This window comes from Thermodesulfobacteriota bacterium (assembly GCA_035559815.1).
In the GTDB taxonomy this organism is placed as follows: domain Bacteria; phylum Desulfobacterota_D; class UBA1144; order Nemesobacterales; family CSP1-2; genus DATMAT01.
The window spans coordinates 92,556-118,311 of record DATMAT010000034.1 but is presented as its reverse complement, the minus strand read 5'-3'; the positions used below and the strand labels follow the sequence as shown (position 1 = coordinate 118,311).

The 25,756-nt window shown below is 48.2% G+C and carries 20 protein-coding genes and 1 pseudogene; 12 read left to right on the top strand and 9 right to left on the bottom strand.

The features are described 5' to 3' along the window. On the bottom strand, positions 1-346 hold a 346-nt coding region (locus VNN20_09995; GenBank protein HWP92512.1), incomplete at its 3' end, for a CGNR zinc finger domain-containing protein. A gap of 61 nt (positions 347-407) precedes the next feature. On the opposite strand from VNN20_09995, the pseudogene VNN20_09990 reads away from it, so the two are divergent. Further along, positions 408-785, top strand: a pseudogene (locus VNN20_09990) (pyridoxamine 5'-phosphate oxidase family protein). 259 nt (positions 786-1,044) lie between these two features. On the opposite strand, the gene VNN20_09985 reads toward VNN20_09990, so the two are convergent. The 4 genes from VNN20_09985 to VNN20_09970 form a co-directional block, all read right to left on the bottom strand. Next, entirely contained in the window at positions 1,045-2,604 is a 1,560-nt protein-coding gene (locus VNN20_09985; GenBank protein ID HWP92511.1) for a hydantoinase B/oxoprolinase family protein, read from the bottom strand. A 120-nt stretch (positions 2,605-2,724) separates the two neighbouring features. Then, entirely contained in the window at positions 2,725-6,030 is a 3,306-nt protein-coding gene (locus VNN20_09980) for a CHAT domain-containing protein (protein ID HWP92510.1), read from the bottom strand. 102 nt (positions 6,031-6,132) lie between these two features. Then, positions 6,133-6,978, bottom strand: coding sequence for a caspase family protein (locus tag VNN20_09975; GenBank protein HWP92509.1), 846 nt, complete (start codon positions 6,976-6,978; stop codon positions 6,133-6,135). A gap of 375 nt (positions 6,979-7,353) precedes the next feature. Beyond that, complete coding sequence (locus VNN20_09970) at positions 7,354-8,385, bottom strand: glycosyltransferase family 9 protein (GenBank protein HWP92508.1); 1,032 nt, start codon at positions 8,383-8,385, stop codon at positions 7,354-7,356. Between the two features lie 448 nt (positions 8,386-8,833). On the opposite strand from VNN20_09970, the gene VNN20_09965 reads away from it, so the two are divergent. Further along, positions 8,834-9,784, top strand: coding sequence for an NAD-dependent epimerase/dehydratase family protein (locus tag VNN20_09965; protein HWP92507.1), 951 nt, complete (start codon positions 8,834-8,836; stop codon positions 9,782-9,784). A 216-nt stretch (positions 9,785-10,000) separates the two neighbouring features. Beyond that, positions 10,001-10,171, top strand: coding sequence for a Trm112 family protein (locus VNN20_09960; protein ID HWP92506.1), 171 nt, complete (start codon positions 10,001-10,003; stop codon positions 10,169-10,171). A 239-nt stretch (positions 10,172-10,410) separates the two neighbouring features. Here VNN20_09960 and sucD read toward each other — a convergent pair whose 3' ends face one another. Then, entirely contained in the window at positions 10,411-11,280 is an 870-nt protein-coding gene (sucD, locus tag VNN20_09955) for a succinate--CoA ligase subunit alpha (protein ID HWP92505.1), read from the bottom strand. A gap of 438 nt (positions 11,281-11,718) precedes the next feature. Between sucD and VNN20_09950 the strand changes: the two genes are divergently transcribed. The 3 genes from VNN20_09950 to VNN20_09940 all read left to right on the top strand — a co-directional run bounded on the left by VNN20_09950 (position 11,719) and on the right by VNN20_09940 (position 16,470). Next, positions 11,719-13,803 carry a serine protein kinase gene (locus VNN20_09950; protein HWP92504.1) on the top strand — a complete coding sequence of 695 codons (2,085 nt, stop codon included), beginning with the start codon at positions 11,719-11,721 and terminating at the stop codon, positions 13,801-13,803. A gap of 82 nt (positions 13,804-13,885) precedes the next feature. Beyond that, on the top strand, positions 13,886-14,989 hold the full coding sequence (locus VNN20_09945) for a DUF444 family protein (GenBank protein HWP92503.1): 1,104 nt from the start codon (positions 13,886-13,888) through the stop codon (positions 14,987-14,989). After that, the gene (locus VNN20_09940) at positions 14,989-16,470 is read left to right on the top strand and encodes a SpoVR family protein (protein HWP92502.1); all 1,482 of its coding nucleotides are present in this window, start codon (positions 14,989-14,991) and stop codon (positions 16,468-16,470) included. The genes VNN20_09945 and VNN20_09940 overlap by 1 nt, the downstream gene beginning before the upstream one ends. Positions 16,471-16,828: 358 nt before the next feature. Here VNN20_09940 and VNN20_09935 read toward each other — a convergent pair whose 3' ends face one another. Together VNN20_09935 and VNN20_09930 are read right to left on the bottom strand one after the other, a co-directional pair. Further along, complete coding sequence (locus tag VNN20_09935; GenBank protein ID HWP92501.1) at positions 16,829-17,698, bottom strand: YicC/YloC family endoribonuclease; 870 nt, start codon at positions 17,696-17,698, stop codon at positions 16,829-16,831. Continuing rightward, a complete protein-coding gene (locus tag VNN20_09930) occupies positions 17,695-18,231 on the bottom strand; it encodes a DUF4416 family protein (GenBank protein HWP92500.1) in 537 nt (178 codons plus the stop codon). Before VNN20_09930 ends, VNN20_09935 begins: the two co-directional genes overlap by 4 nt. A gap of 135 nt (positions 18,232-18,366) precedes the next feature. On the opposite strand from VNN20_09930, the gene VNN20_09925 reads away from it, so the two are divergent. The 6 genes from VNN20_09925 (at position 18,367) to secF (ending at position 23,912) form a co-directional block, all read left to right on the top strand. Then, on the top strand, positions 18,367-18,894 hold the full coding sequence (locus VNN20_09925; protein HWP92499.1) for a hypothetical protein: 528 nt from the start codon (positions 18,367-18,369) through the stop codon (positions 18,892-18,894). Then, positions 18,895-19,695 (top strand): 4-hydroxy-tetrahydrodipicolinate reductase, encoded by an 801-nt coding sequence (gene dapB, locus VNN20_09920; GenBank protein HWP92498.1) that lies wholly within the window; start codon positions 18,895-18,897, stop codon positions 19,693-19,695. A 96-nt stretch (positions 19,696-19,791) separates the two neighbouring features. Beyond that, positions 19,792-20,901 carry a tRNA guanosine(34) transglycosylase Tgt gene (gene tgt, locus VNN20_09915; GenBank protein HWP92497.1) on the top strand — a complete coding sequence of 370 codons (1,110 nt, stop codon included), beginning with the start codon at positions 19,792-19,794 and terminating at the stop codon, positions 20,899-20,901. 56 nt (positions 20,902-20,957) lie between these two features. After that, positions 20,958-21,290: a preprotein translocase subunit YajC gene (gene yajC / locus VNN20_09910; protein HWP92496.1), complete on the top strand. Its 333-nt coding sequence runs from the start codon at positions 20,958-20,960 to the stop codon at positions 21,288-21,290. Continuing rightward, positions 21,287-22,885, top strand: a complete 1,599-nt coding sequence (gene secD / locus VNN20_09905; protein HWP92495.1) for a protein translocase subunit SecD — start codon at positions 21,287-21,289, stop codon at positions 22,883-22,885. Before yajC ends, secD begins: the two co-directional genes overlap by 4 nt. A gap of 109 nt (positions 22,886-22,994) precedes the next feature. Next, entirely contained in the window at positions 22,995-23,912 is a 918-nt protein-coding gene (gene secF / locus VNN20_09900; protein ID HWP92494.1) for a protein translocase subunit SecF, read from the top strand. A gap of 35 nt (positions 23,913-23,947) precedes the next feature. On the opposite strand, the gene VNN20_09895 is transcribed toward secF, so the two are convergent. After that, a complete protein-coding gene (locus VNN20_09895; protein ID HWP92493.1) occupies positions 23,948-25,423 on the bottom strand; it encodes a potassium/proton antiporter in 1,476 nt (491 codons plus the stop codon). Positions 25,424-25,756 lie beyond the last annotated feature (333 nt).

Sequence of the window (25,756 nt, the reverse complement as noted above, 5' to 3'; positions counted from 1 at the left end):
GGTGTCGCTTGTAGTGTGCGGCTACCTTCATCCGATTTCCGCAGATACTCATACTGCACCAACGCCGTGCGTGATTTTTACTGGTATCGTAGAAATACAGCACACATACCGGGTTCCCGCATTTTTTTATAAGGGAAAAATCCACATTACAAAGTAGGTCACTGGCAAATTCGGCAATTTGTACGATGAGATGAACGGGCTCATCAGTCTCTGGGTGAAATCGTTCTTCGAAACCCTGTCTAGTCCGACTCAGTTGTTTGCACCCGGCCCGCCTGCTAAGAAGTTTGTTGATCTCATCGATTGTTGCCTGCGGAACTGGTTTTCCTTTAACTATCCTGTCGACCATGTCTCGTAAAACGGCGCGAAAAGATTTAGCCTGCGCTAAGATATGCTTACCGTCCGGGCTGGCTGATACCTTCTTTATCGCCAGTTTCCATCCGGAGACGGGTGCGGATGCCTCACATCGCGGCGGTCATCCGGGATTCATTAGGGTAGTGAACGCAGGTAAGATCCTATTCCCCGATTATTCCGGCAATAACATGTTCAACACGCTCGGCAACATTACCGCCAACCCAAATGCCGGGCTACTGTTCATTGATTTCGAGAACGGCAGCACGCTCCAGGTAAACGGACAAGCAAGTGTAATCTGGGACCAAGACCGTGTCGAAGAGTTCGCCGGAGCCGAGCGCCTGGTGGAGTTTAAAATCAGACAGGTAATAGAGATAGCGAACGCCGTTCCTCTCCGCTGGAAGTTCTCGGGCTATTCGCCGTTTAACCCGCGGTGAGGACTGCTGCATTTTTATTATTTTGTAGGGAACGCAGATACTTCGACCTTGCTCAGTACAGGTCTGCGTTCCTTACATTCATTCTGCCACTGGCATACCCGATCATATTCTGAACCTTGTCGAAGATGCCGAAGTATGATTATTATCCCTCGATGGTTCCCCGATTAAATTGGGGACCAGCGCACTACCCCGGACGAACGGGTTTTAAACTATTCTTACTACTTTGGTATTGGTGATAGAATTGCTCATAAGATTGGGTTTACTTCTTCCCCCATCCGCCGCCGCCGGGGGTTTCTATTCGGATGACATCTCCGTTCCTGGCCCGAAGGGTTGATTTGGGTGGGATTACCCGTGATTTATTTTTCCGAATTAGGACGTTTCTACCTTTCCTGCCCGGATTTCCGCCTTTTATTCCGTAAGGAGCGAACCTTCTTCGCTCCGTAATCAGGGTAACGGTCGCTCCAGAAAGGAATTTGTATGCTCTGACGATACCGTCTCCGCCTTTATATTTGCCGTCTCCACCGCTTCCCTTCCGTATGGAATAAGCATCTATCATTACCGGGAGCTCTCTTTCGATCGCTTCAACTGGGGTATTCAGGGTATTGGTCATGTGGGTGTGTACGGCGCTCACGCCTTTCTTTCCAAACCGGCCTCCCATCCCGCCGGCGATTGTCTCGTAGTAGGCAAAGTCTTTTCCGGTACGCGGATTCTTTCCGCCAAAAGTAATGTTGCTCATAGAGCCTGAGCTTGCCGCTTGGGTCTTTAGCGGAATTGCCTGGGCTAGCGCCCCAAAAACCACATCCACGATGCGCTGGGAGGTCTCGACGTTTCCTCCGGCCACAGCAGCGGGAAAACTGGCATTAATTATAGAGTTCTTTTCGGCGATGATTTCTATCGCTCTAAGCGGGCCTGAATTAAGGGGCATTTCCTGGGGAGCGAGGCATTGAAATACATATAGGACTGCTGCCGTGGTAACGCTAAGAGGGGTATTGAGGCATCCCTTGACCTGAGGAGAGCTTCCGGTGAAGTCTACCCTTACCCGGCTGCGGTTTATGGTGATAGCTGTTTTGATTGTTATTTTTTTTGTGCCGGCGCCGTCATCGTCTAAGTAGTCCTCAAAATTATAGACCCCCTTCGGTATCTGCCTTATTACCCTTCTCATCATTTTTTCGCTGTAGTCTAATAGCTCGAATCCCGCCTCTTTTATCTTTGGGAGCGAATATTTCTCTATGACCGACTTCAGTCTCTTCTCCCCTAGTTCTAGTGCCCCGATTTGGGCCTTGAAATCCCCTTCCCTTTCTTCCGGGTCTCTGGTAGCGGAGAGGATTTTTTTGAAGAGAGAGCTGTTTAGCCTCCCTCTCCTGTACAGTTTAGAGGGAGGGATAATTATTCCCTCCTCGTGAATCGACGTGGAAAGGGGCATGGAGCCGGGCGTGGCTCCCCCTACATCGGCGTGGTGGGCCCTTGAGGCTACGAAAAATTCTAAACTCCCATCTATGAAAACCGGTGCAATGCAGGTTATGTCCGGAAGATGGGTTCCGCCCCGGAAGGGGTCGTTTAGTATGAATATGTCCCCGTGATTTATGTCGGGCTCTTCCAAGACAGCCTTTACTGCAAAGCTCATCGAGCCCAGATGAACGGGGATGTGTGCGGCCTGGGCTATCATCTCCCCGTTTGCCGCAAATATGGCGCAGGATAGGTCCCTCCGTTCCTTGATATTGGGGGAGAACCCGGCACGCACCAACACCATACCCATCTCTTCGGCGATGGAACTCAATATATTCTGGAAAATCTCTAGTTCAAAAGGGCTTAGCGGCACTTATCTGGTCCAAAGTTTCATTTCAAAATTATTTCTGGTCTGAATGGTGGGGTCAAAGTTTATCTCGTTATTATCTAAGAAACTCCTTTCGTGTGGTCTCTCTTTGAAGTAAGGTGGTGTCTACCTTTCTCTCTTTGGGCTCGGTCTAGCTTTTCCCTCTTTTCTCGCTGCGGTTTTTGGCATCGGCGCAGTTTTTGATTCCGGGGTATCCTCCAGTTTAATCAGTTTATCGCTGGCTTGGCCGTAATGCTGGTAGGCTCCCCAGGTCGAGCCGTTATGCAGAATAAGTCTCCGGGCTTCAGAAACGGCCTGTCCGAGAGTTAGGGGATTAGGACGCCCCTTAGCCGAACCGGGTTTCTCGCCACTGAAAAGGTTACTATTTGACCCAAGCGATTTTGCCGGTCTGCCGATTAGGGCCTGGGTGTAAAATTCGGTGGCGAAACCGATAGCCAGGTCATCCTGCACCGGCCAGCCGGCGCCTATGTAATTTAGGACGCCTCGTTCAAAAAATGCCTCGGCCAACCCGGCCAGGTTACGATTCATCTCTTCGGCGGTCAGGGGTTTACCCCGGTAAACGACGGCTGAGAAACAGGCGTTGGAGAAGACCAGACGAGGAGCCCGCCTTAGGCGAAATATTTCGAGCGCGGACAGGGTGCGGAGTTTTTCCGGCTGCCCTTTATCCAGCCCGAACACCCAGCCGCTACGCGAGGGCTTCTCCTGATCAAAGATGCCGTGTCCGGCGAAGTGTACGACGTCGAACTCCTCATTATGCAGGAGGGCAAGTATTTCGACCGGCTCACACTCAGCCGGACCGATCCGGTCTATAACTTCGATCTTAAGACCCCATTCGTTCCTGACCTGGTTGAGTATTCTGACAACTTCTCGTCCTTCCTCTTGGGCTCCGGGCAGGTGGAGCCTGTCCGGAGCCGGGTCGGCGATCACTAAAACCCGGAGTCTATCGTTGAGCTTAGGCGCTATAGCCGGTGCTGGAGAGAGTAACGTGCGAAATTGACGGGTGAGTCGAAGTTCAGTCCCAAAAAAATTAGTGCCTCTAGGCCCGTCAAAACAAGCCATTTCCCAGGGTAAAGAGGCAGTGCTTCGATCCAGGATGAGTGTCAATGGTTCTACCGTGTCATAGAAGGCATGAAATTCTTCGGGTATTAAGCTGTGGAGGAGCTGCCCGAACATTTCTTGTTCCCCTTTTGTGCTTGACGACATCAGCCGGTCTGACATACCCTCGGAGAAAAAAGACTGTATCTCTACCTCCCGAACCGGAATCACGGCCGTTCGAGTGAGCGCGGAAAAGCGAAAGACATCCCCATCGCGTTCGATGGTTATTCGGGGCCCAAATTCATCGGCACGTCTATCTTGGGAACGATCAATCGTTTTTGCCTTAGGCTTCTTTATTGCCCCGGGGAGTGCCCTTCGAAATACCTTGATCTCCAGATTTGGCGGGAAGTTCTCATCCTTGTAACTGGTTAGAATATCGGCGATATCTTTGTGGCGCTTGGAATCAAACTCGACAAAGGTGATACGTCTTACCTTCTTTTTATCGCCCATTCGTTCAAGCGCCTCGGATATTCCAAGCAGGATGGCTTTGAGAGCATCGTCCAGCTCCAGACTGCCCTGACCGCCCCCGATAATCACCGAGGCAAAACTGTCCAATTCCAGGGTGGATATGGCTTGGGTTACGTTCAACATCAAATAGCTCAGGTCGTCCCGGCTGAATTTTCCTTCCTGCCCCATGCCCGCCACCAGGACGGTGTCTGCGGCTATTTGATTGCGCATCACCGGAATGAAGTATAGTTGTCCTAATTCTCCGGCGAGCATGGAGTGCTCCGTGGCTTGGCGGATCCAGCCGCCTAGCTTCTTGTCTAATGCGCCGATTGCGCTGATCGGAGTCACGCCTTTGTAATGACCGACCACAACCACCGGCGCGCTAACTTTGGTGACATCACCCAAGACAACATCGATGCGGAGTGGTTTCTTTCTCACCGGTGGTGCCGGTTTTCTGTGAGCCGGCTTTTTGACAGGCCGGTTCTCACCGATAGCCGCTCTCATCACCGTTTCTTCGGCAATTCGAAGGTCATCGGGGCTAACATTGTCGTAGTCGTATTCTGCCTGCCTGGCGATTTTCTCCACTTCAGACCTGACCAGATACTCTCCTAATGAGCGATGCCAGGTGGCTCCCTCCGGTAGCGTAACCCTTGCCGTGATGGGGCGGTCGGGCAGGACCGAAGTTTCTCCGCGTTCGAGCAGTTGGTCTATTGCGGTAATCACCTTGTCGTTCTTGGGTAGGCTCCCGTGGTCTTCCTCGACGTAATATGTCTTAACCCCTTCCAGCAAGCCTAGCCGGTGGGGAACACGACCGTCGCCGTCGTAGGTTATGAAATACTTGAACTTGCCCGGTTCGACGATTTCAAGCCCGGAGAGGGTCTCCCTGTTGCAACCGGCTATATAAGTCATGCGCTCGGGGTCTATAGTTTTTTCTGTCTCCAGGTCGGAATGAAACTTCAGAGCGCGCTTGAGATGATTCTCGAAGACGGGGAATTTCCCCCAGGTTTCTGCCCTATAGATAGCCTGGGTGGGCTCGGGGATCTTGCTTTGAGCTGGAAGCATCTCGTAGCTGCCGACAAAGGTGTTGATGATTTCAAGTAGTTCCTTAAGATTATTTTTTAGATCGGCCGCTTCTAACAGCCTGACCATCTTTTCCACCCCGGTCATCGTCTGCGGGATGGCGAAAGAGCCGTAGTTGGGCGTCCCCAGCATGACCAACCGTCCCCCCCGGACACCATTTCCATCACGCATCTTTTCCCATAGGTCTTTATGGAGACGTATGAAATTCCGGCTCACCAACCCACCCATGGAGTGTGCCACAAGATGCACCGGCTCGTCCTTGAACTTCTCTTCGATGAAGTCAGCCAGCGCCCTGGAAGATAGGTCTATGTCCTTCCGCCAATCGAAGGCAAAGGGTTTTACGTTCCAGCGTGCACTTAACTTGAGCATTGCACGGGCATATGTGCCCTTGTGTATGATGCTGGTCTTTACCCGGTATTTTGGATTGGCCTCACTATGGCCATCCGGGGATAGCTTTAACCGTTTGATGTCTCCTTTTATAAGTCTAAAGAAATTTACCCAGACCAGGTCTTCGTCGTCATCGTTGTCTACGGTGACCAGATAGGACCCCATAATGCCGGGAAGGAGTACCAGGTTTCCCAGGACCGGGGCCCTCTGTCTTGACCGTTGGGCCTCGTAGGCCAGCTTCTGCAGTTCCTCAAATTCCTCGTCCCCGAAGTATTGCCGCATTGCCGTTTCATCCGCTCCAGCCCTCCTTCTCCCTCTGGTGGTGGTTAGAAGGCGTTTTTCAAACTCTTCCCATTCCAAATTGGCGATTTCTGACAGTGCCTTTTGCCTTGAACCGGTCATAAAAGCCTCCCCGTTTTGTTATTATGGTTGGTGTCCGCTGGTTTTTCTGTAGTTCAAATTATATCGTAGAGACGACCCGCCGGGTCATTCCTATGGTAGATATCAGCTAAATATTTGCCTCTTTTTGTTTGAACTCTTCCCCTCGAGCTGAGGGTGTTGCGGATAGTCGCTGATTAGATTGACGATACGCTTATGCAACTGAGAGTAGGTTAGCTTATAATTGGCCTGCCTTATGGCTTGTATGGCGTAATAGGTTAAGGCGCCGTGGTAAACACCGTCAAAGAATGCGTCGTATGAGTATTCTTTGTCTGTACATCCGCTCAATAGGATCTCCATCATCTTCGACTCTGGCTGTTTCATCTTTGAATTGGGCTTGGCACTCCAGGGATTTTGGAGCACCGGCAGCCCGCGAAGGGCCGGACTAAGAAAACGCACCCGCCGGTCATCCGGTGTTTTCAGGCCGGGAATTATTTCGGCGACAGCCGCCCGCGTGGCCGTACCGGAAAAACAGTTGTCCAAAATAACCGTCATATTAACCCCGGATTTTAAGTTGGCTATTAGCTCTCTTAGCTCGTCGTCGAGGATATGGTTGTCCTCTATATCATAAGGGCAGAGTATTTCATCATACTTCTCCTCGTCTCCGCTTGTATCGGCGACATAAGAACCGTGCGATGAGTTGGTAAAAACCAGTATGTCTCCCGGCCTTGCCCCGGCCATCAATCTCTTTAGCGCTTTCATTATGTTCTTTTTAGTCGCTTCCGAATCGAGCAGTACCTTGACGTCTGACTTCGGAAATCCGTATTGCTTTGTCAGCAGCCCGGCCCAGGCATTGGCGTCGTTGACACAGCCGTTTAGGTCATTCCCCTCGTATGGGTAGTCGTTTATACCTACGCAGAGGGCCCGCCTGGGTGATTTCTTTTTGATTCCGACGGTGGACTTTTTGGACATTTCATCCTCCTAGTTGCTATGTTATAAATGCTTCCCATTTAAAAGTAGAAGAAAGAGCGGAGTGATATTCCCCAGGCCAGAGCTATAAAAAACAGTTTTCTTTCCAGGCTTGGCAGGATTTATCTGTATATAATCTCTATTATCACTCCTACAAATCCCTGTCAAGTGTGATTTTAGTCGAGTGTTTGTTTTTGGAGGACTGCTTATATTGTGGTACATGGCGACCGCTCAATCCTGCACCTATTTAAGTGAATCCATAAGCCTTGTAAGGAACGCATATCCTTCGACTTTGCTGGACAGGTATGCGTTCCCTACCTTTTAATAGAATGTTGCCTATGTTCGGAATACAAACTTATGCCCGTAATTTGAACGTGATTATTTTTCAGGTCGATAAGGAAGTATTCTGTATTCCTTTACATCGCCTATTCCGTCGAATTTATAGATTATCTCTTTTAGATTCTCATCCTCAAATTCGGCCATGTCATCAGCCTTTACTATCCAGACCTTGCTACCCCTTGGGCCCCAGACATGCGGGTTGGTAGGGCCAAATAGGGCAATGACCGGCGCCCCGGCGGCGGCGGCAAGGTGGGAGATTCCGGTGTCGCATCCGATATAGAAGCGGGAGAGTCGGAGAACGGCGGCGACTTTAGGAAGGGGCTGGAGATGAAAAAGTATGGACGAGGGAAAGTTCAATTTGATAATATCTATGTTCTCCTCCTCGGCCTGACCGGTAATCCACATTGTCTTCGCATCGATTGTGTTTTCAACCCATTTCCCTATCTTAACGAATGTTTCAATCGGCAGCCCCTTAATACCATATGTCCTTGGATGTATTGCTACAAAAGGTTTATGCGCCGAATGAGAAAATTGCTCTATTCGTAGAGACGCCATTGATGGCGTCTCTGCCTGATTATGTTCTATTGAAGAAAGGAATTGATATGCGAAAGCCAGGTCTTCATCGTTCAAATGAATCTTGGGAAATAGCGGAGGATTCACCTCCAGCCCGATTTCGGTGAGAACAAGCGCGGTATAATCGGCTGCGTGCCTCTCATCTCCCTTGGGGAAAGGCGAACGGGTAACCACTCTTCCTGCACCGGTTTTCCTGAGGTTTTCTGAGAGTGTTCCGTCCGGGTCGCTTACGTATCCTATGATCAGGTCGAAGGAAGAGAAGTAATGAGAAAGACCTTTACCTATTTCTCCTCCCCTTGAATAAAGCTCGGGGGTAAGCTTGGCATCGCCTTTGGAAACTGCATCTACATAGTATCTTTTGTGTGCAATCTCCCAGTAATCCGGGTTACCTATTACCTCTATATATGCATCCGGGTAACAGGTTCTTAGTATTCCCAGGGTAGGGAGGGTGACAACCGTATCTCCGACGGCCCCTCTTCTAATTATTAGGATTCGCATGGGGTTATAGTTTACTTTCTAGTAGTGGAAATTGCCTTGTTATAACTTGTTTTGGGTTTATTATGTATTAATAGTATCAACGCGTTTCTATTTCCTTAAACTCATTTTGCAAATCTTCTACGTTTGCGACGTCGTGTAAAACATGCGGGTGCAAAATTAATCGACTACTTGACCTTTGTCATACCAGTCCCACGGTTTAACCGGGGAACAGCGGGTGTCCGCCCTTTCTGTCATCCCCGAATTCTTTTATCGGGGATCCATAAATAAAAACTGGATTCCCACTTCCGTGGGAATGACAGCTTGAGGAATACTATAACAGCAAGGATCAAGAGCAATTTTTCTTTGTATATTTTGGGTTAAAGCTCAAATATGGATTTCTAAGATGAAAAAACTTTAATATTATATGGTATTCTACTCCGCTGAAACAGGCAAGGAGGTAAAGAGCAAATTGTCGTTATTAATAACCGGGGTTTCCGGTTTCATAGGTTCTAATCTTGCGGAAAGACTTATCGGGGAGGGGTTCGATATAATCGGCATTGACTCTTTTCTCGATTATTATCCCAAAAGAATCAAGGAAAACAACTTGAAGAAATTGAAAGATAACCCTAAGTTTAGGTTTGTAGAGGGCAACATACTGAACCTAAATTTGAGGGAAATTCTATACTCTATAGAGGCGGTGTTTCATCAAGCGGCCATTCCCGGTGTGAGGGCTAGCTGGGGTAAGGATTTCAATCAATACGTGGATAACAACATAATGGGAACCCAGGTTCTTCTCGAAGCGTGTAAGGATACGGGGATAAAGAAGTTTATTTACGCCTCGTCTTCTTCTGTCTACGGAGACGCGGACGAACTTCCTATCAAGGAAACTACCCCTACAAACCCGGTCTCTCCTTATGGCGTTTCTAAATTAGCCGGAGAGCATCTGGCCTCCTTATATTTCAAAGGTTACGGCATTCCTGTGGTATCGCTCAGATATTTTACGGTATATGGGCCGAGGCAGCGCCCGGATATGGGGTTTCATAAGTTCATAAGCGCGATTCTACTGGGAAAAGAAATAGAAATATACGGCACCGGAGAGCAAACCAGGGACTTTACCTTTATAGATGATGCGGTTGAAGCAAATTTACAGGCTTACTATCGAGGGAAAGAGGGTGAAAGCTATAATGTAGGCGGAGGGAGCAGGATAAAACTCATCGAGGCGATCAAAATCATCGAGGAGATTTCCGGCAAGAGAGCTAACCTAAAGTATAAAGAGCCTCAGAGGGGAGATGCAAAGCACACCTATGCCGATGTGTCGAAGGCAAAAAGGGATTTTGGCTATTCACCAAGGTTTGATATTCAACAGGGGTTAAAGAGGCATTATGAGTGGCTTAAGGAGAATTTGGATGTGTATAGATAACCAATCTCTTGTACTTACAATCAAGGGAAGATATTTTCGAATTACTAAATTTACGAATATCTTTATGTCATTCCCGCAAGTTACCCGCTTGGTACATGCGGGTACAAGTTTAAGCGTGAATCCTCTGATTGGTCATTCCCACGGAAGTGGGAATCCAGTTTGTCAAGACGGGGATGGCAAATGTAAAAAACCAAGATAAGGTCAACGGAGTTGAAAATGCCCATAGACGAAAAGTTACTGGAGATACTTGCCTGTCCCAAGTGCAAGGGGGATATCCGATTAAACCAGGACGGCTCTGGTCTGATCTGCGACCAGTGCAAGCTCTTATATCCCATCAAGGACGATATCCCGATTATGCTCATCGAGGAAGCGGTAAAGCTTGGGTGAGCATGATAGTTACTTCCACTATGTTTCTGAAATGAGTAACTTCTTTCCCCTTTGAGCGCAGAGAAATAATTTCATCCTTTCTACTCGACGGGGAAAGCCTGTTCAGAGCAATGTCTAAGGGAAACTCCTTCGTTTTATATTCATACTTGCTCAGTATGAGCGGATTTAAATCCGCTGAAAAAGCTTTATAAAATAGAACAAACCCGTTCGTCCTGGGCTAGTCGAAGGGCGAACTCCTCTCAACTGATTGCCTGCCTCAGCGTCTCTCCAATCTCAGCCGGGCTTGGACAAACCTTTACCCCGGCGCGTTCTAAAGCCGCCCTTTTGTCTGCTGCCGTGCCGGAACTGCCTGAAATTATAGCGCCGGCATGGCCCATTCTCTTTCCTTTTGGGGCTGTTGCCCCGGCAATGAACGCTACCACCGGCTTACTGAAGCTCTTTTTAATGAAAGCGGCCGCATCTTCTTCGGCGCTTCCACCGATTTCTCCTATCAGCACTACTGCATCCGTGTCTTTATCCTTCTCGAACAGTTTTAGGATGTCGATGAAGCTGGAGCCGACAATCGGGTCTCCGCCTATTCCTACGCTTGTCGACTGACCTATACCCAGGTTGGTTAATTGCCATACTGCTTCGTAGGTTAAGGTTCCACTCCGAGAGATTATCCCTATTCTCCCCGGAAGATGAATGTATCCGGGCATGATTCCTACTTTTGCTTCGCCCGGCGTCATAACACCGGGGCAGTTCGGACCAATTAACCTTGCTCGTTTTCCTTCCATGTATTTTTTTACCTTTATCATATCCATGGTGGGTATGCCTTCGGTTATACAGATAACCAGCTTGATCCCGGCGTCTACTGCCTCAACAATGGCATCCATGGCGAACGGTGCGGGAACGAATATGAGAGACGTATTCGCACTGGTTTCTTTCACCGCTTCCGAAACCGTGTTAAAAACCGGAAAACCTTCTATCTCTGTCCCTCCTTTGCCCGGCGTGACGCCTCCGACTATTTTTGTTCCATATTCACGACACTGAGTGGCGTGAAAAAGTCCGGCGCTTCCGGTGATTCCTTGAACCACTACCTTGGTATTCTTGTTCACGAGAATACTCATTTCCTTCCGCTCCTTGTGTACGGTTTTTCGGCAGTTATTTGAATAGGTGCGGAATCATAACATAGCGCCGTTGTGGTTTCAACCTTCTTTCGTTATGGTGGGAAAGTGGACACAGCCAGCCATTGTTAGAGCTGTTCCTACGAGGATATCGGTCAGATTTTACGTCAAAGAAAATTATCTAATTATCGTCGAGTGGGTATATAAGCATAAAAAGTATTGACAATGTCTTAGCTGGCTCTTTATACTTTTATTGATTCTTGAATGAGTAGCCCTGAACGTTCTTTGTCAAAAGAATGATGTCGATAACGGGCGGTACAAAAGTAGTAACAAAAAAGAGATTCTACTTAATTTATTATTTGTCCGTTTCTATTTTATATATTTATTTCTATTTTTATGACTTCTTTTCGATAAAAAAGTGTTAAGGGGGGTGTATTCAAAATGAAAGAAGAGGTAGAAGGAAGAGAAAGAAGTAAGCTCGCTTCTATAATTAAAGAATCACTTCACCCCGGAAGATTTCAGGAGCTCCATTGGGAAGGAAGCTTTGATGATTATCTCAATTTGGTCTATCAAAACCCAAAGGTTGTTCGGACGGCGTTTCAGAGGATTTACGATATGATCACTTCCTATGGAACGGAAGAATACACCGAGTTCAAGCAGAAACTAATACATTATAAATTCTTCGATGACCCGATTTCCCACGGGAGAGATGCCATATTCGGGCTGGACAGATATCTCATGAAACTGGTCGACGTGATAAAAGCGGCGGCGCGGGGCTACGGCCCGGAAAGACGAATTATTCTTCTCCACGGCCCGGTGGGGAGTTCGAAGAGCACTATCGTCCGGCTCTTCAAGCACGGACTGGAAGAATATACTAAGACTCCGGAGGGAGCTATATATTCATTTTATTGGCTGGTGGAGAACGAAAACGGCTCGACGGAGAAAGTAGATTGCCCCATGCACGAGGAGCCACTCCGTTTGGTCCCGTCCAGCGTAAGAGAGAGGATTCTCTCGGAGATAAATCGCGGAAAAGACGACGAGGAATATTTGAGGATAGAGGGAGACCTTTGTCCGGTATGCAGGTTTTACTACAATCAGCTCATGGAGAAATACATGGGTGACTGGGAGAAGGTCGTTTCCCATGTGAGGGTCAAAAGATTAATATTCTCGGAAATGGATAGAATTGGGATAGGGACCTTCCAGCCCAAGGACGAGAAAAACCAGGACTCAACCGAGCTGACCGGGGATATAAATTACCGAAAAATAGCCTTATTCGGGTCCGATTCCGACCCCCGGGCATTCAATTTTGACGGGGAACTGAACGTGGCCAATCGAGGCATCGTCGAATTCATCGAGATCCTGAAACTGGACGTGGCGTTTCTTTATGACCTACTCGGAGCCACCCAGGAGCACAAGATCAAGCCCAAGAAATTCGCCCAGGTAGATGTAGATGAGGCGATAATTGGACACACAAACGAGCCGGAGTATAAAAAGCTGGTCAATAATGAATACATGGAGGCCCTCCGGGACCGTACCATAAAGATCGACATTCCCTACATAACCAAGCTTTCCGACGAAATAAAGATTTACCGAAGGGATTTCAATTCCGACAGGATAAAGGGTAAACACATCGCCCCTCACACGCTGGAAATCGCCGCTATGTGGGCGGTACTCACCCGCTTGGAAGAGCCGAAGAAGGCCGGAATTACCCTCATGCAGAAGCTGAAGCTCTACGACGGAAGCGTGATTCCCGGCTTTACCGAAGATACGATAAGGGAACTGAAGAAGGAGACGGAACGGGAGGCGATGGAGGGTATTTCACCGAGATATATCCAGGATAAAATCTCGAACGCCCTGGTTAGCGATTTGAGCAAGAAATGCGTGAATCCCTTCATGGTCATGAGCGAGATCGAAAGCGGACTGGCTCATCACTCGCTTATTTCCAACGAGTCCCAGAGGAGGCGATATAAAGAGCTTCTCACCCTGGTAAGACAGGAGTATGAAGAGATAATCAAGAACGAGGTTCAGCGGGCCATTGCCGCCGACGAGGAATCAATCGCCAGGTTATGCGCCAACTATATCGATAACGTGAAAGCCTACGTCCGTAGGGAGAAGGTCAAGAACCTGTTCACCGACGAAGACGAGGAGCCGGACGAGAGGCTCATGCGTTCTATCGAGGAGAAAATAGACATCCCCGAGTCCAGGAAGGATGATTTCCGGAGGGAGATCATGAATTACATTGCCGCCCTGGCGCTCGAGGGCAAGAGATTCGACTACCGGTCTAACGAGAGACTCAGGCGCGCTCTGGAGCTCAAGTTGTTCGAAGACCAGAAGGATTCGATCAAACTCACCAGCCTGGTAACCAACGTCGTGGACAAAGCCACGCAAGAAAAGATAGAAATCGTCAAGAGCAGGCTTATCCGCGACTATGACTACTGTGAATCATGTGCGACGGACGTCCTTACCTACGTGGCCAGTATATTTGCCCGTGGGGACATAAAGGATTATAGAGAACGCAGGAAATAGGGGAATGTAGGGGTTCAAAATTTTGAACCCCTACATTTTTGGGCAGTGGAAGGTTATTCCTGATCGAAGGAAGGAGAGGGAATTGATCCTCAAGATTGAACAAGACTGGGGCCGCTTCAGAGAAATCGTGAGGGGAAAAATCCGGGAGAATCTGAGGAAGTACATCGTTCATTCCGAGCTTATCGGGAAAAAGGGGAAAGACCTGGTGAGCATCCCCGTTCCGCAAATAGAAATACCTCATTTCGTCCATTCGCCCCAGAAGACCGGCGGGGTAGGGCAGGGTGAAGGGGAGGAGGGGACTCCCGTTGCTATCGGTGAGACGGACGGAGACAGGCATGCCGGGAATCAACCGGGGGCGCATATACTGGAGGTCGAACTCACCCTCGACGAAATCGCCAGGATTTTGGGGGAGGAGCTAGAGCTACCGAATGTAGAGCCGCGTGGTAGGAGAAACATAAAGAGCTATACCGGGCGGTACACCAATATCCACACTACCGGTCCCGAGTCCCTAAAACATTTGAAGCGTACTTTTAAAGAAGCCCTTAAACGCCAGATCATAGCCGGCTCCTACGACCCGGAGAACCCGGTGATAATTCCCACCTCCGAGGACAAGCGCTATAAGTCGAGAGAGCCAGTGGAGGAGCCCGCTTTCAACGCTGCAGTGATCTATATGATGGATGTGAGCGGCTCGATGGGTAGTGAGCAGAAGGAAATAGTGCGGGTGGAATCCTTCTGGATAGATACCTGGCTCAAGCACCAGTATAAGGGCGTGGATACCAGGTATATCGTCCACGACGCCGTGGCGCATGAGGTTGATCGTGATGTCTTTTTCCGTATCCGGGAAAGCGGCGGGACCATAATATCCTCGGCGTACAAGCTCTGCCGCAAGATCATCGACGAGCACTATCCCCCCGATGAGTGGAATATATATATATTTCATTTTTCAGACGGGGACAATTGGTCACGTGATGATACACACGAATGTATCGAAATACTGGAAGAAGCCTTTTTACCCTCGGTCAATCTTTTCTGCTATGGACAGGTGGAAAGCCCCTATGGGAGCGGGCAATTTTACTATGACTTGGAAGATAACCTGGGCCAGAAGGAGAACCTAGTTTTATCGAAGATTCCGGACAAAGAAGCGATATACGATTCCATAAAACAGTTCCTGGGAAAGGGCAGGTAATGCTTTCTTCCGAACTACAAAACTACGTAGATGTCATAAAGCAACATGCCCTCGAATACGGGCTTGATTTCTTCGAGGTCATTTTCGAGGTGATTGATTTCGAGGAGATGAACATGCTCGCCTCCTACGGTGGGTTTCCGGTTAGATACCCACACTGGCGTTTTGGCATGGAGTACGAGAGGATCTCAAAGAGCTACTCCTACGGCTTACACCGCATCTATGAGATGGTCATAAACAACGACCCTTGTTATGCTTATCTGCTCAAGGGTAATACCGATATCGACCAGAAGCTGGTGATAGCCCATGTCTACGGACACTCCGATTTCTTCAAGAACAATTTCTGTTTTTCCGGTACCAACAGAAAAATGCTAGACGAGATGGCCAACCACGCCGTAAGAATCCGCCGATACATCGATAAGTACGGATACGGAGAGGTAGAGAGCTTCATAGATGCGTGTCTCTCGATTGAAGACCTGATCGACATTCATTCAACCTTCATAAACCGGAGGAGCGGAAAAAAAAGCGTCCTGGAAGAGGATGAATCGGAAAGAAAGACTTCCCCGAAGCTTCGAAGTCCGAGTGAATATCTGGAAGACTACATAAACCCGGCCGATTTTATCGAATGGCAGATAGGAAAAGCCGAGGAGGAAAAAGCCAGGAAGAGAAATTTCCCGGAGTCCCCGGAACGGGATTTGCTTCTTTTCCTCCTGGAGAATGCCCCGCTCCCGGAGTGGCAAAGAGACGTGCTTTCCATGGTCAGGGAGGAGAGTTATTACTACGCCCCGCAGATACAAACAAAGATTATGAACGAGGGATGGGCTTCCTATTGGCATTCCAAGCTATTAACGGAGAGGGTTGTTACCGATAAAGAGGTAATAGACTATGCCGACCACCATTCCGGAACCCTAGCCACCAGCCCTGGGGCCATTAATCCCTACAAGTTGGGGGTGGAGCTATTCAGGGATATTGAAGACAGATGGAACAAGGGCAAATTTGGGAAGGACTACGAAGAGTGCGATGATATCGAAGAGAAAAGAAGCTGGGACAAAAAGCTGGGCTTGGGGAGAGAAAAGATCTTTGAGGTTAGGCGGCTTTATAGTGATATTACCTTTATCGACGAATTTCTCACCGAGGATTTCTGTCGTGAGCACGGGCTTTTTACCTACGCTTACAACCGCTCTACCAGCATGTATGAGATTGAAAGCCGGGATTTTAAAAAAATAAAAGAGAAACTATTATTTCTTCTCACCAATTGCGGCAGACCAATCATTGAGGTAGTAGATGGCAATTACATGAATCGAGGAGAAATCTATCTGGTTCACCGGCATGAGGGGGTAGATTTGAAGCTAGACTGGGCAAAGGATGTGCTGAATCAGATAGGTAAGATCTGGACCAGGCCGGTACATCTTGAGACTGTGGTTCAAGGGAAGGTAAAGGTATTCACGGCCGACGGTGAAGTGAAAGAGAAAGAGGTTAAGTAATGCCAAATTCCCATTACTGCTACCAAGACACTAAGACGCCGGGAAAACAATAACCAAACTTCAAATCACAAATTTCAAACAAATCCTAAGTTCGAAATTCTAAACCTAAAATGTTTTTAACTTGAGAATTCCCTGTGGCTTGCCACAGGGTTATCCATCCTCCTCCATAGAGGGGGAGGATTAAGCCTTGTCCTGAGCGAAGCCGAAGGAGTGGGGGTGATTCACCCTCCCCTTCATCCCCTCCCATCAAGGGAGGGGAAATTTTCGGATACCTGCAGCTTGCTGCAGGGTGGTTCATTGCGATTTTGAATTTGTTTGTCATTTGATGCTTGTGACTCGGAGTTTGCCTTATTCTGGCCTACTCTACGTTTTGCACCTGCTCTCTCATCTTTTCGAGCTCGGAGCGAAATTCTATTATGAAGTGTGAGATTTCCGCATCCTTGGATTTTGCGGAAATGGTACCGGCTTCACGATTCATCTCCTGGAGCAGGAAATCGAGCTCCCTCCCGATCGACCCCTCTTTTTTCAGGATTTCCTTGAACTTACCGATGTGCGCCTTGAGTCTGACTATCTCTTCGGTGATATCGCTTCGTTCCGCCAGTAAAGCAGCCTCTTGGTATAAACGGGTCTCATCAATTGGGGTGTCCTCTAAGAGTTTTCTCAAGCGCTCCTTCAGTTTGACCTGAACCTCTTTAGTGTTGTTCTTTCTTCTTCTCCTGACTTGCTCGATTAGCTTCTCCACTTTTCCGATTCTTTGTCTAAGGTCCCTCTCCAGTTTCTTACCCTCCGACACCCTGGTCCCGTCGAGATTCTCTATAGCCCTGGTTAGCGCTTCTTTTATCCGGGAGTAGTCTTCTTTGTTGGCCGCGGGTTTTACCTCGGAGGAAAAGAATTCTTTTATCATGAGGAGGTGGTGAAGCTTCGTCTCCTCCTCTATCCCCAGCTCTCGCTTCAAGTTTTCCAGTGTTTTCAGTGACTCCTTGGCCAGGCTTGTGTTTATGACCGTAAGCTTATTTCTCGATGATTCCGCGGCAATAGTTACCCGGACTTTTCCCCGTACTATGGATTTCTTCACTATCTGGGCTAGGTCGGATTCAATCGGCGAGATTGTGTCAGGACACTGGAAATTGACGTCCAAGAATCTATGGTTTTCCGCCCTGGCCTCGATTACTATTCTCCCCAGGCTGCTCTCCTCTTCGCTTTTTCCAAACCCGGTCATGCTTTTCATTGGCCTAGCTCCTTCGCCAGTTGCCGGGTATAGCTTTCCCTTAACTCTTTGAATAACCTTCTCAAGTCTTCACCTCCATAATCGGGATAAGTCCATTCCAGTGTCTGAAACTCTTTATTCCTGAATACGAGGGTCAAGTCTGCATAAACTCCCTTGCCCAAATAGGGGCGGTGATAGTATCCCTTTCCCGTCGCAAGAATCAAGTGCTCGTAGGCTATGTACCCGGGGTCTATGTTTATTGTCCTCTTGCCGGTTATGGAAAAGGTTCTTTCGAGCTTAGTAGTGAATACCTTTATGTCCGCTAACTCATCCCGCCTTATCAGCTTTCTGAAGCTGATGATTTTTCTGGAAAGGTCTTTTCCCATCTCCTCTTCGTAGTATGAGGTAAATTGAAAGGGCAACCGGTCACTGATGAAGTCGATGTCGCCGAAGCTGTCCCTGAGTCTTTCTATGCATTCATCGATCTTAGCATTCTGGCTGTATATAAGACCGATGATAAGCTTAACCGGGCGCGGTTCTTGAAGCTCACTCATACCGTAAAAAGCATCAACTATAGACATACTTTGTCAAGAAATAAAGGGATGCCCCAGGCCGGTTAATCTGTTTCCTTGAAATTTGACCCAATTACACTTATCCTATTTGCCGAGTTTAAGGCGATGGATAATCGAATGCCGAGTAATAAGTTGTTTTCTCTCCTTACTCTTGCTTTCATTCTGGGGCTATCCGCCTGTGTCGGTGCTTCCAAGTCTCCGTCGTCTGGTTTAAAGCTGCCTTCCACTTCCCCGGCCAAGGTTGTTGATGGTTATCTGGACGCGCTGGGAAAATCGGATTTTGTGAAAACCTATGACTTCATATCACCGGGATACGCCGGCAATTTAGACAAGGAGAGCTACCGGATAACCATGGAGCAAGGGCTGGTAAAAAAATACAATTGGAGCTTGCTAGATTTTGAGATCAAGGGAGTTAGAATAGTGGGCAGCCAGGCTTTTGTGGTTGCGGAGCTTGGAGTGCAATTCAAACCCCTTAACTCTGAGAATCAGGTTCAAAGAAAGATAGAAATTCAGTACGTCCTGGCTGCCTTGGATAATAAGTGGAAGATTACCTCTGGTAACTGCATCTCAAACTGCCAGGCGCTGGATGATACGACCAGCCAAGGTCTCGGGCCCGGCAACTTTAAGAGCTTAGAGTTTAAATAAATGATAAAAGTGGCTATTACCGGCGTTGCCGGAAGGATGGGAGGGAGAATATTCTCCCTACTTCAACTAGAAGAGGGGATAGAGGTAGTAGGGGTAACCGAAAAAAAAGGACATCCGGACCTGGGAAAAGACGCTGGAGTTGTACTGGGAGCAGGTAAACTCAATTTGCTTATTTCCGATAGTATAGAGAACGCCGCCGATGAAGCGGACGCCGTTATCGATTTCACCAGCCCGGGAGCGACGCTTGAGCACGCCCAGTATGCTTCAAAAAGCGGAAAGCCGATGGTCATAGGTACTACTGGCTTGAGTCAGGATGAAAGAGGCAAGATCGAGGAACTTGCCCGCAGTTTTCCTTGTGTAATTTCTCCCAACATGAGTGTTGGAATCAACGTCCTGTTCGAGGTTTCAAAAAGGGTTGCCGCTTATCTTGGGGATGAATTTGATGTGGAGATAACCGAGGTTCATCATAGACATAAGGTTGATTCACCTAGCGGCACTGCAATCAGGCTAGGAGAAGAGATTGCCGAGGCTCTGGGGAGGGATTTTAAAAAGGTAGCCCGGTTTGGGAGGTATGGCCAGGCCGGGGAGAGAAAAAGGGAAGAGATAGGGATACAAGCCGTGCGCGGAGGGGATGTAATTGGGGAGCATACGGTCTTTTTTTTGGGAGATGGTGAAAGAATCGAGCTCACCCACAGGGCAACTAGCCGAGACAATTTTGCCAGAGGAGCAATCCGAGCAGTAAGGTGGGTTGTGGGCAAACCTCCCGGAATTTACACCATGAGAGATGTTCTGGGGATCTAATTAATTGCGGATTTGGGGTTTCGGATTGCGGATTTAAAGGATAACTAATGTTCAATCCGAAATCCGCAATCTGCAATCCGAAATCATTCACTAAATATGTTTAAGTTCGAAATTATAAAAAAAGACAAAGATACGGGTGCAAGGGCAGGAAGGATTCATACCCCTCACGGCACGGTGGCGACCCCGGCATTTATGCCCGTGGCCACTCAGGGATCGGTAAAGGCGATGACACCGGATGAGATGGAGGACATGGGGTTCGAGCTGCTGGTGGTTAATGCCTATCATATGTACTTGAGACCTGGTCATAAGAAGGTGGAGGAGCTGGGGGGGATACACCGGTTCATGGGATGGAATCGTTCCATTCTGACCGATAGCGGTGGGTTTCAGGCGCTTAGTCTCTCTAAAGTCAGGAAAATCAGGGAAGACGGTATACTCTTTCGTTCTCATCTGGATGGCAGTGAGCATTTCTTGAGTCCGGGTATATGTGTGGAGATACAGGAAGCCTTGGGAACCGATATCATGATGTGTTTGGACGAATGTCCTCCGTTTCCCTCGTCTTATGAATATATGGAAAACTCGGTCCAACTGACTACACGCTGGGCCAGGCTCTGTAAAGAGGCGAGGAAGGACCAAGAGAGGGCGCTCTTCGGAATCATTCAAGGAGGCGTTTACTCATCGCTCCGGGAGAGATCGGCTTGTGAGCTATTGGAGATAGGCTTTGACGGCTATGCCGTGGGAGGTTTGGGCATAGGTGAATCTAAGGAGGAAACATATGAAATCGCTTATAAAACCTTGTCCCATCTCCCTCCGGATAAGCCCCGGTACCTCATGGGGCTGGGGATGCCCGAGGATATCGTGGAAGCGGTGTCGATGGGGGTTGACCTCTTTGATTGTGTACTCCCCACCAGGAATGCTAGAAACGGCACTCTCTTTACAAACCACGGAAAAATGGTTATAAAAAATGCCCAGTACGGAGAGGACGAGACTCCTGTTGACCAAGATTGCCAATGCTACACCTGCAGGACGTTTTCCAGAGCGTATCTCCGGCATCTATATCAGGCTAAGGAGATACTGGCCTCCCGTCTTCTTACCCTTCATAACCTGCACTATTACGGATGGTTGATGAGAGGGATAAGGGAAGCTCTGATGAGGGGGGAGTTCTCCGGTTTTAAATCAATACTCCATTCTAAGGGAGGTTCAGAATAATCTTGCAAATCATAATTTTAATTCTACCGGTCTTGGTATTTTTGGTAGGGTGTCCGATGCCTCAAGGAGGAGAAGGAGGCGCTGCCGGTTCTCCTATCGCTGCTATCCTTCCGTTCGTATTAATCTTCGTGCTGTTTTATTTCTTGATCCTGAGGCCCCAGCAGAAACAGGGCCGGGAAAGGCAGGAGATGCTCAAGAACCTGAAAAGGGGAGATACAGTGATTACCTCTGGCGGCATATATGGGAGGATTCTGAATATCACCGGAGACGTCATCACGCTCGAGATTGCTAAGGGGGTTAACGTGCGGCTCTCCCGCGCCGGTGTATCGGGCTTGGCCGCTCAAGATGAAGAAGAGAAAAAGGGAAAGGAGGAAAAATCCGAGAAATGAGAAGGGCCTCTAGAGGATGGATCACCGTCATACTGGTAATAACTTTTCTCTCCATGATTTTTATGATGCCCACTTTCTTGGGTGACAAGCTACCTAGCTGGTGGGGTAAGATTTTCCCCGACCGCGGAATCAGGCTAGGGCTCGATTTAAAAGGAGGGGTTTTTCTCCTCCTCGGCGTGCAGGCCGATAAAGCGGTAGAGCATGAGCTCTCAAACATGAAAGAGTCTATAACCGATGAGCTGAATAAAGAACAGGTCCTGGTGAAGGGATTCGACAACCATGATAAGACGCTCACTATCAGTTTTTTCTCTAAGGACGACCTGGAGAAAGGAAGGGTTATAGAGTCTAACTACAAGGATATTGCCGATATTAGCGAGAATAACCTATCTCTTAGTCTCACGCTCAAAGATAGATACATTACCGAATTGCAAAGAAGAGCCATCGACCAGGTGAAGGAAACGATAGAAAACCGGGTGCTGGAGTTTGGTTTAGTCGAGCCGATCATACAGCGAGCAGGTGCCGATAGAATCTTAATTCAAGTCCCCGGAGCTTCCGCCGCAGACCGGGAAAGGATAATAAACATAATAAAACGCGCCGCTGTGCTCGAATTCAAGATTGTAAAGGATGCCGGCCCGACCGAGGAAACCCTTCTTGCCAAGTACAACGTTACCACCCCTGAAGAGCTTGCTTCTCAAGGGCTCCAGCTTCATCCTGGCGATACCGGTCAGGAGAATGAAGAATTCTTCATAACCGAGAGCGAGGCTCAGGTAACCGGGCAGTATCTATCCGACGCCAGACTGATATTCGACGAGTTTGGACGGCCGGCTGTAGGATTCAGCTTTAGGGGAGAAGGAGCCAGCCGGTTCGGACAACTCACCGGGGAAAACGTGGGACAGAGGCTGGCCATCGTGCTCGACGGAACGATTAAGTCGGCCCCGGTCATTCAGGAGCGGATCTCGTCTCAGGGGAGAATTACCGGGAACTTCTCCGTCGACGAGGCAAAGGATTTGGCTCTAGTGCTTCGCTCCGGGGCGTTGCCTGTTCCGGTAGATGTCGAACAAGAGCAAACCGTCGGCCCCTCGCTGGGTAGGGATTCGATCGAGAAGGGAAAGCTATCTATGATCGTAGGGGGCGTTGCTGTTCTCCTCTTCATGATCGTATTCTACAGGCTTCAGGGAGTAGTGGCGGATACTGCCCTTATCCTTAACATGTTGTTTATACTCGGATTTCTCTCCTCTTTCGGGGTAACACTCACCCTTCCCGGTATTGCCGGTCTGGTCCTGACCATGGGGATGGCTGTGGACGGAAACATAATCATTTTCGAGAGAATCAAGGAGGAACTGAGAGTAGGAAAGTCCCCCCTGGCGGCCATCGAGGCGGGATACAGCCGATCCCTCTGGACGGTGTTAGATTCGAACATAACTACCCTTCTCACCGGACTCATACTATTTTGGTTTGGCACCGGACCTATTAAGGGCTTTGCGGCAACTCTTTGTATAGGAATAATTTCCACCGTCTTCAGCAATGTGATCGTGGCGCGGGTAATAACCGACCTGATTTACGGAGAGAAAAAGGTGGAGGCCTTGAGCATATGATGAAATTGAGAAGAGAATCCAGGAGTCAGAAGTCAGAATACGGAAGAAAACTTCCGGCTCCTGACTTCCGGCTTCTGAATTCTTTTGAAAATCAGGAGGTTTTAGTAACTTGGACATAATCAAACCCGGTACGTACATTGATTTTGTGGGTAAGATGAAGAAGGCGGTTTTTATCTCGTGGGGGTTGATTCTTATAGGTATTATCTCATTCGTTTATCATAAAGGCCCGAACTGGGGTGTGGAATTTGTCGGTGGGACGGAGGTACATATACAATTTGCAAAAGAAATAAAATCGGACCAGATAAGAAACATACTCAGCTCCTCTGGATACACCGCCGAAGCTGTCCAGCAACTGGGGTTGCCCCAGGATAACGATTATCTCATAAGGTTTTCTCCCAAGGTCATAGCTTTCGATAAGATCCAGGAACTGCAGAACAAGCTTGAAGACCTGATTAAGAACGTTCCTGAATTTCAAGGAGCCAGCATTCTTAGGATAGATTACATCGGTCCCAATGTCGGCAGGGAGCTTATACAGAAGGCAGTAATATCGGTCTTGCTTGGTTGTGTGGGGATACTTTTATACCTCATGATCAGGTTTGAGTTTGAATATGCATTGGGTGCGGTTATTGCGATCGTTCACGATGTATTGATAACCCTGGGGGCAATCTCCATAATGGATAAGGAGTTTACCTTGGCCATTGTCGCCGCGCTCCTGACGGTGATCGGTTATTCGGTGAACGACACGATCATCATCTTCGACCGAATCAGGGAAAATTTGAGAAAAGCCACGAAGATTGGATTTAGACAGCTCGTGAATGAAGCGGTCAGTCAGACCTTGTCCAGGACAATTTTGACCGGATTAACCGTTTTCCTTGTCCTAGCCGCTCTCTTTCTACTGGGAGGCGCGGTAATCCATGATTTTGCGTTTACGCTCATCGTGGGTGTAATTGTCGGTACCTATTCCTCAATATTTGTGGCCAGTGCCTTTGTGATTTACTGGAAGCACAGGAAAGGGGTGCTCACCTAGAGCTAGGCGACTGAATGAATTTGATATTGGTACGGTTAGGCAACCTCTTTTGACTTATCGGATTTTAGTATCGAACTTACTTGTTCAAGAGTATTTTTATCCGCTAGCAGAAGCATCCTATCACCAGGTTCAATGATCGTCCCACCGGCTGGGACGATGAATTCGTTCTTTCGGTTAATCAACATAATCAGCGTGTTCGGGGGTAGGCCTAATTCTACAATTTGTTTACCGATGGCTGTCGAATCATCTGGAATTTCCAACTCGGCCATCTCCGCTTTAATATTCTCAGCAGGCTCAAATTCAATCGGATATTTGGGCTTCTCCGGAATCGGCTCGTCTACCTTAAGGAGCCTGGCAATGAGCGGTATGGATGTCCCCTGAATAAGAGCAGATGTAAGCACGATGAAGAAAACCAGGTTGAAAATCATCTCAGCCTGGGAAACCCCGGAAACCAGGGGAAAGGTAGCCAGAATAATCGGAACCGCTCCCCGTAGCCCAACCCACGAAATCATGGTTTTTTCTCTGATATTAATTTTGGCAAACAGCAGGGTGAGAAATACGCTTGCCGGACGGGCTACAAAAATTAGGAATAACGATAATAACATTCCCACCCCTATAACCGGCACAAGGTGTGACGGGAAGACTAAGAGACCAAGTGATAAAAACATGGTGATTTGCATAAGCCAGGCTAGTCCGTCGTGAAATCTTATCAAACTTTTCTTATGGATGAAGTTGCTGTTCCCCGCGACCAGTCCGGCGATATATACCGCAAGAAAGCCATTACCACCTAAAGATGCAGTCGCTCCATAGGTGAAAAGAACTAATGCCAGCGTCAACGCCGGATAGAGACCTTCATATTGCAGTCTCGAATAATTGACCACTAAAATAATTCCTCTGCCAATGGCATAACCCATTAAAGCGCCGAGAGCGATTTGTTGTATAAACATCGGAACCAAATCAAGCACGGATTCGGTAGGGTTAATCAAGAGACTAATTAGGCCGATGGTTAAAAGGACAGCCATCGGATCGTTACTTCCCGATTCCAGCTCCAACAGTCGCTTTAGTTGTTCTTTTAGGCTGACGTTTCTTGATCTCAACACAGCGAAGACGGCGGCAGCATCTGTTGAAGAAACTATTGCTCCCAGCAATAAGCCTTCGAGTAAGGAGAAGTCCAGTACGAATGCGGCAAAACATCCGACAAGCAAAGCCGTGATTAATACACCAAGAGTTGAGAGGGAAAGTCCCTTCCATAACACCGGGCGGATGCTTGACCAATCTGTATCAAGTCCGCCGGCAAAGAGTATGAAAGACAAAGCCGTAACCCCCAGGGATTGAGCCAGCCAGGGATTATCAAACTCGATGCCTCCCGGTCCCTCCGAACCGGCAAGCATTCCTACTAGTAGAAAGAGTAGTAAGGCTGGGACGCCTATTTTATCCGAAGCCTTGCTGGCAAGTATGCTCAGTAATAGTAAGATGGAGGATCCTAATAGTAAGATTTCTATAGAGATCATTGGCTAAACCTCTGATTTTCCTGAGTCTATACTTTCACATAAAAATCTATTTGAGAGTAAATGGTCGCCTCAGTAGAAAAGTACTCGAAACCCGTGTGTGGTCTTTTTTACCGTAATAATTTCTCGGCAGTTTGCTTTGTTATTCTTTTTTGACACAAACTTTCTAAGCTTAATTTCTACTGGGTTGTCAGGGTTCTCTGTTCTAGTTTAGCATAATTCTGATTCAACATTTCCTTGGAGTAGATTCAAAAAAGTTGCATCCAAGAAGTCTTTGAGTATACCGGAGATACTAAGATAAAAACAGCCGAGTTACTAAGCATTCGAATTACCACA

What these genes read in the sequence shown, in the direction of transcription:
- dapB (HWP92498.1), top strand. Translation starts at nt 18,895, where the DNA reads ATGATAAAAGTGGCTATTACCGGCGTTGCCGGAAGGATGGGAGGGAGA.
- VNN20_09930 (HWP92500.1), bottom strand. Translation starts at nt 18,231, where the DNA reads ATGAGTGAGCTTCAAGAACCGCGCCCGGTTAAGCTTATCATCGGTCTT.
- VNN20_09940 (HWP92502.1), top strand. Translation starts at nt 14,989, where the DNA reads ATGCTTTCTTCCGAACTACAAAACTACGTAGATGTCATAAAGCAACAT.
- VNN20_09925 (HWP92499.1), top strand. Translation starts at nt 18,367, where the DNA reads ATGCCGAGTAATAAGTTGTTTTCTCTCCTTACTCTTGCTTTCATTCTG.
- VNN20_09960 (HWP92506.1), top strand. Translation starts at nt 10,001, where the DNA reads ATGCCCATAGACGAAAAGTTACTGGAGATACTTGCCTGTCCCAAGTGC.
- VNN20_09975 (HWP92509.1), bottom strand. Translation starts at nt 6,978, where the DNA reads ATGTCCAAAAAGTCCACCGTCGGAATCAAAAAGAAATCACCCAGGCGG.
- VNN20_09950 (HWP92504.1), top strand. Translation starts at nt 11,719, where the DNA reads ATGAAAGAAGAGGTAGAAGGAAGAGAAAGAAGTAAGCTCGCTTCTATA.
- sucD (HWP92505.1), bottom strand. Translation starts at nt 11,280, where the DNA reads ATGAGTATTCTCGTGAACAAGAATACCAAGGTAGTGGTTCAAGGAATC.
- tgt (HWP92497.1), top strand. Translation starts at nt 19,792, where the DNA reads ATGTTTAAGTTCGAAATTATAAAAAAAGACAAAGATACGGGTGCAAGG.
- yajC (HWP92496.1), top strand. Translation starts at nt 20,958, where the DNA reads ATGCCTCAAGGAGGAGAAGGAGGCGCTGCCGGTTCTCCTATCGCTGCT.
- VNN20_09895 (HWP92493.1), bottom strand. Translation starts at nt 25,423, where the DNA reads ATGATCTCTATAGAAATCTTACTATTAGGATCCTCCATCTTACTATTA.
- VNN20_09970 (HWP92508.1), bottom strand. Translation starts at nt 8,385, where the DNA reads ATGCGAATCCTAATAATTAGAAGAGGGGCCGTCGGAGATACGGTTGTC.
- VNN20_09935 (HWP92501.1), bottom strand. Translation starts at nt 17,698, where the DNA reads ATGAAAAGCATGACCGGGTTTGGAAAAAGCGAAGAGGAGAGCAGCCTG.
- VNN20_09980 (HWP92510.1), bottom strand. Translation starts at nt 6,030, where the DNA reads ATGACCGGTTCAAGGCAAAAGGCACTGTCAGAAATCGCCAATTTGGAA.
- secD (HWP92495.1), top strand. Translation starts at nt 21,287, where the DNA reads ATGAGAAGGGCCTCTAGAGGATGGATCACCGTCATACTGGTAATAACT.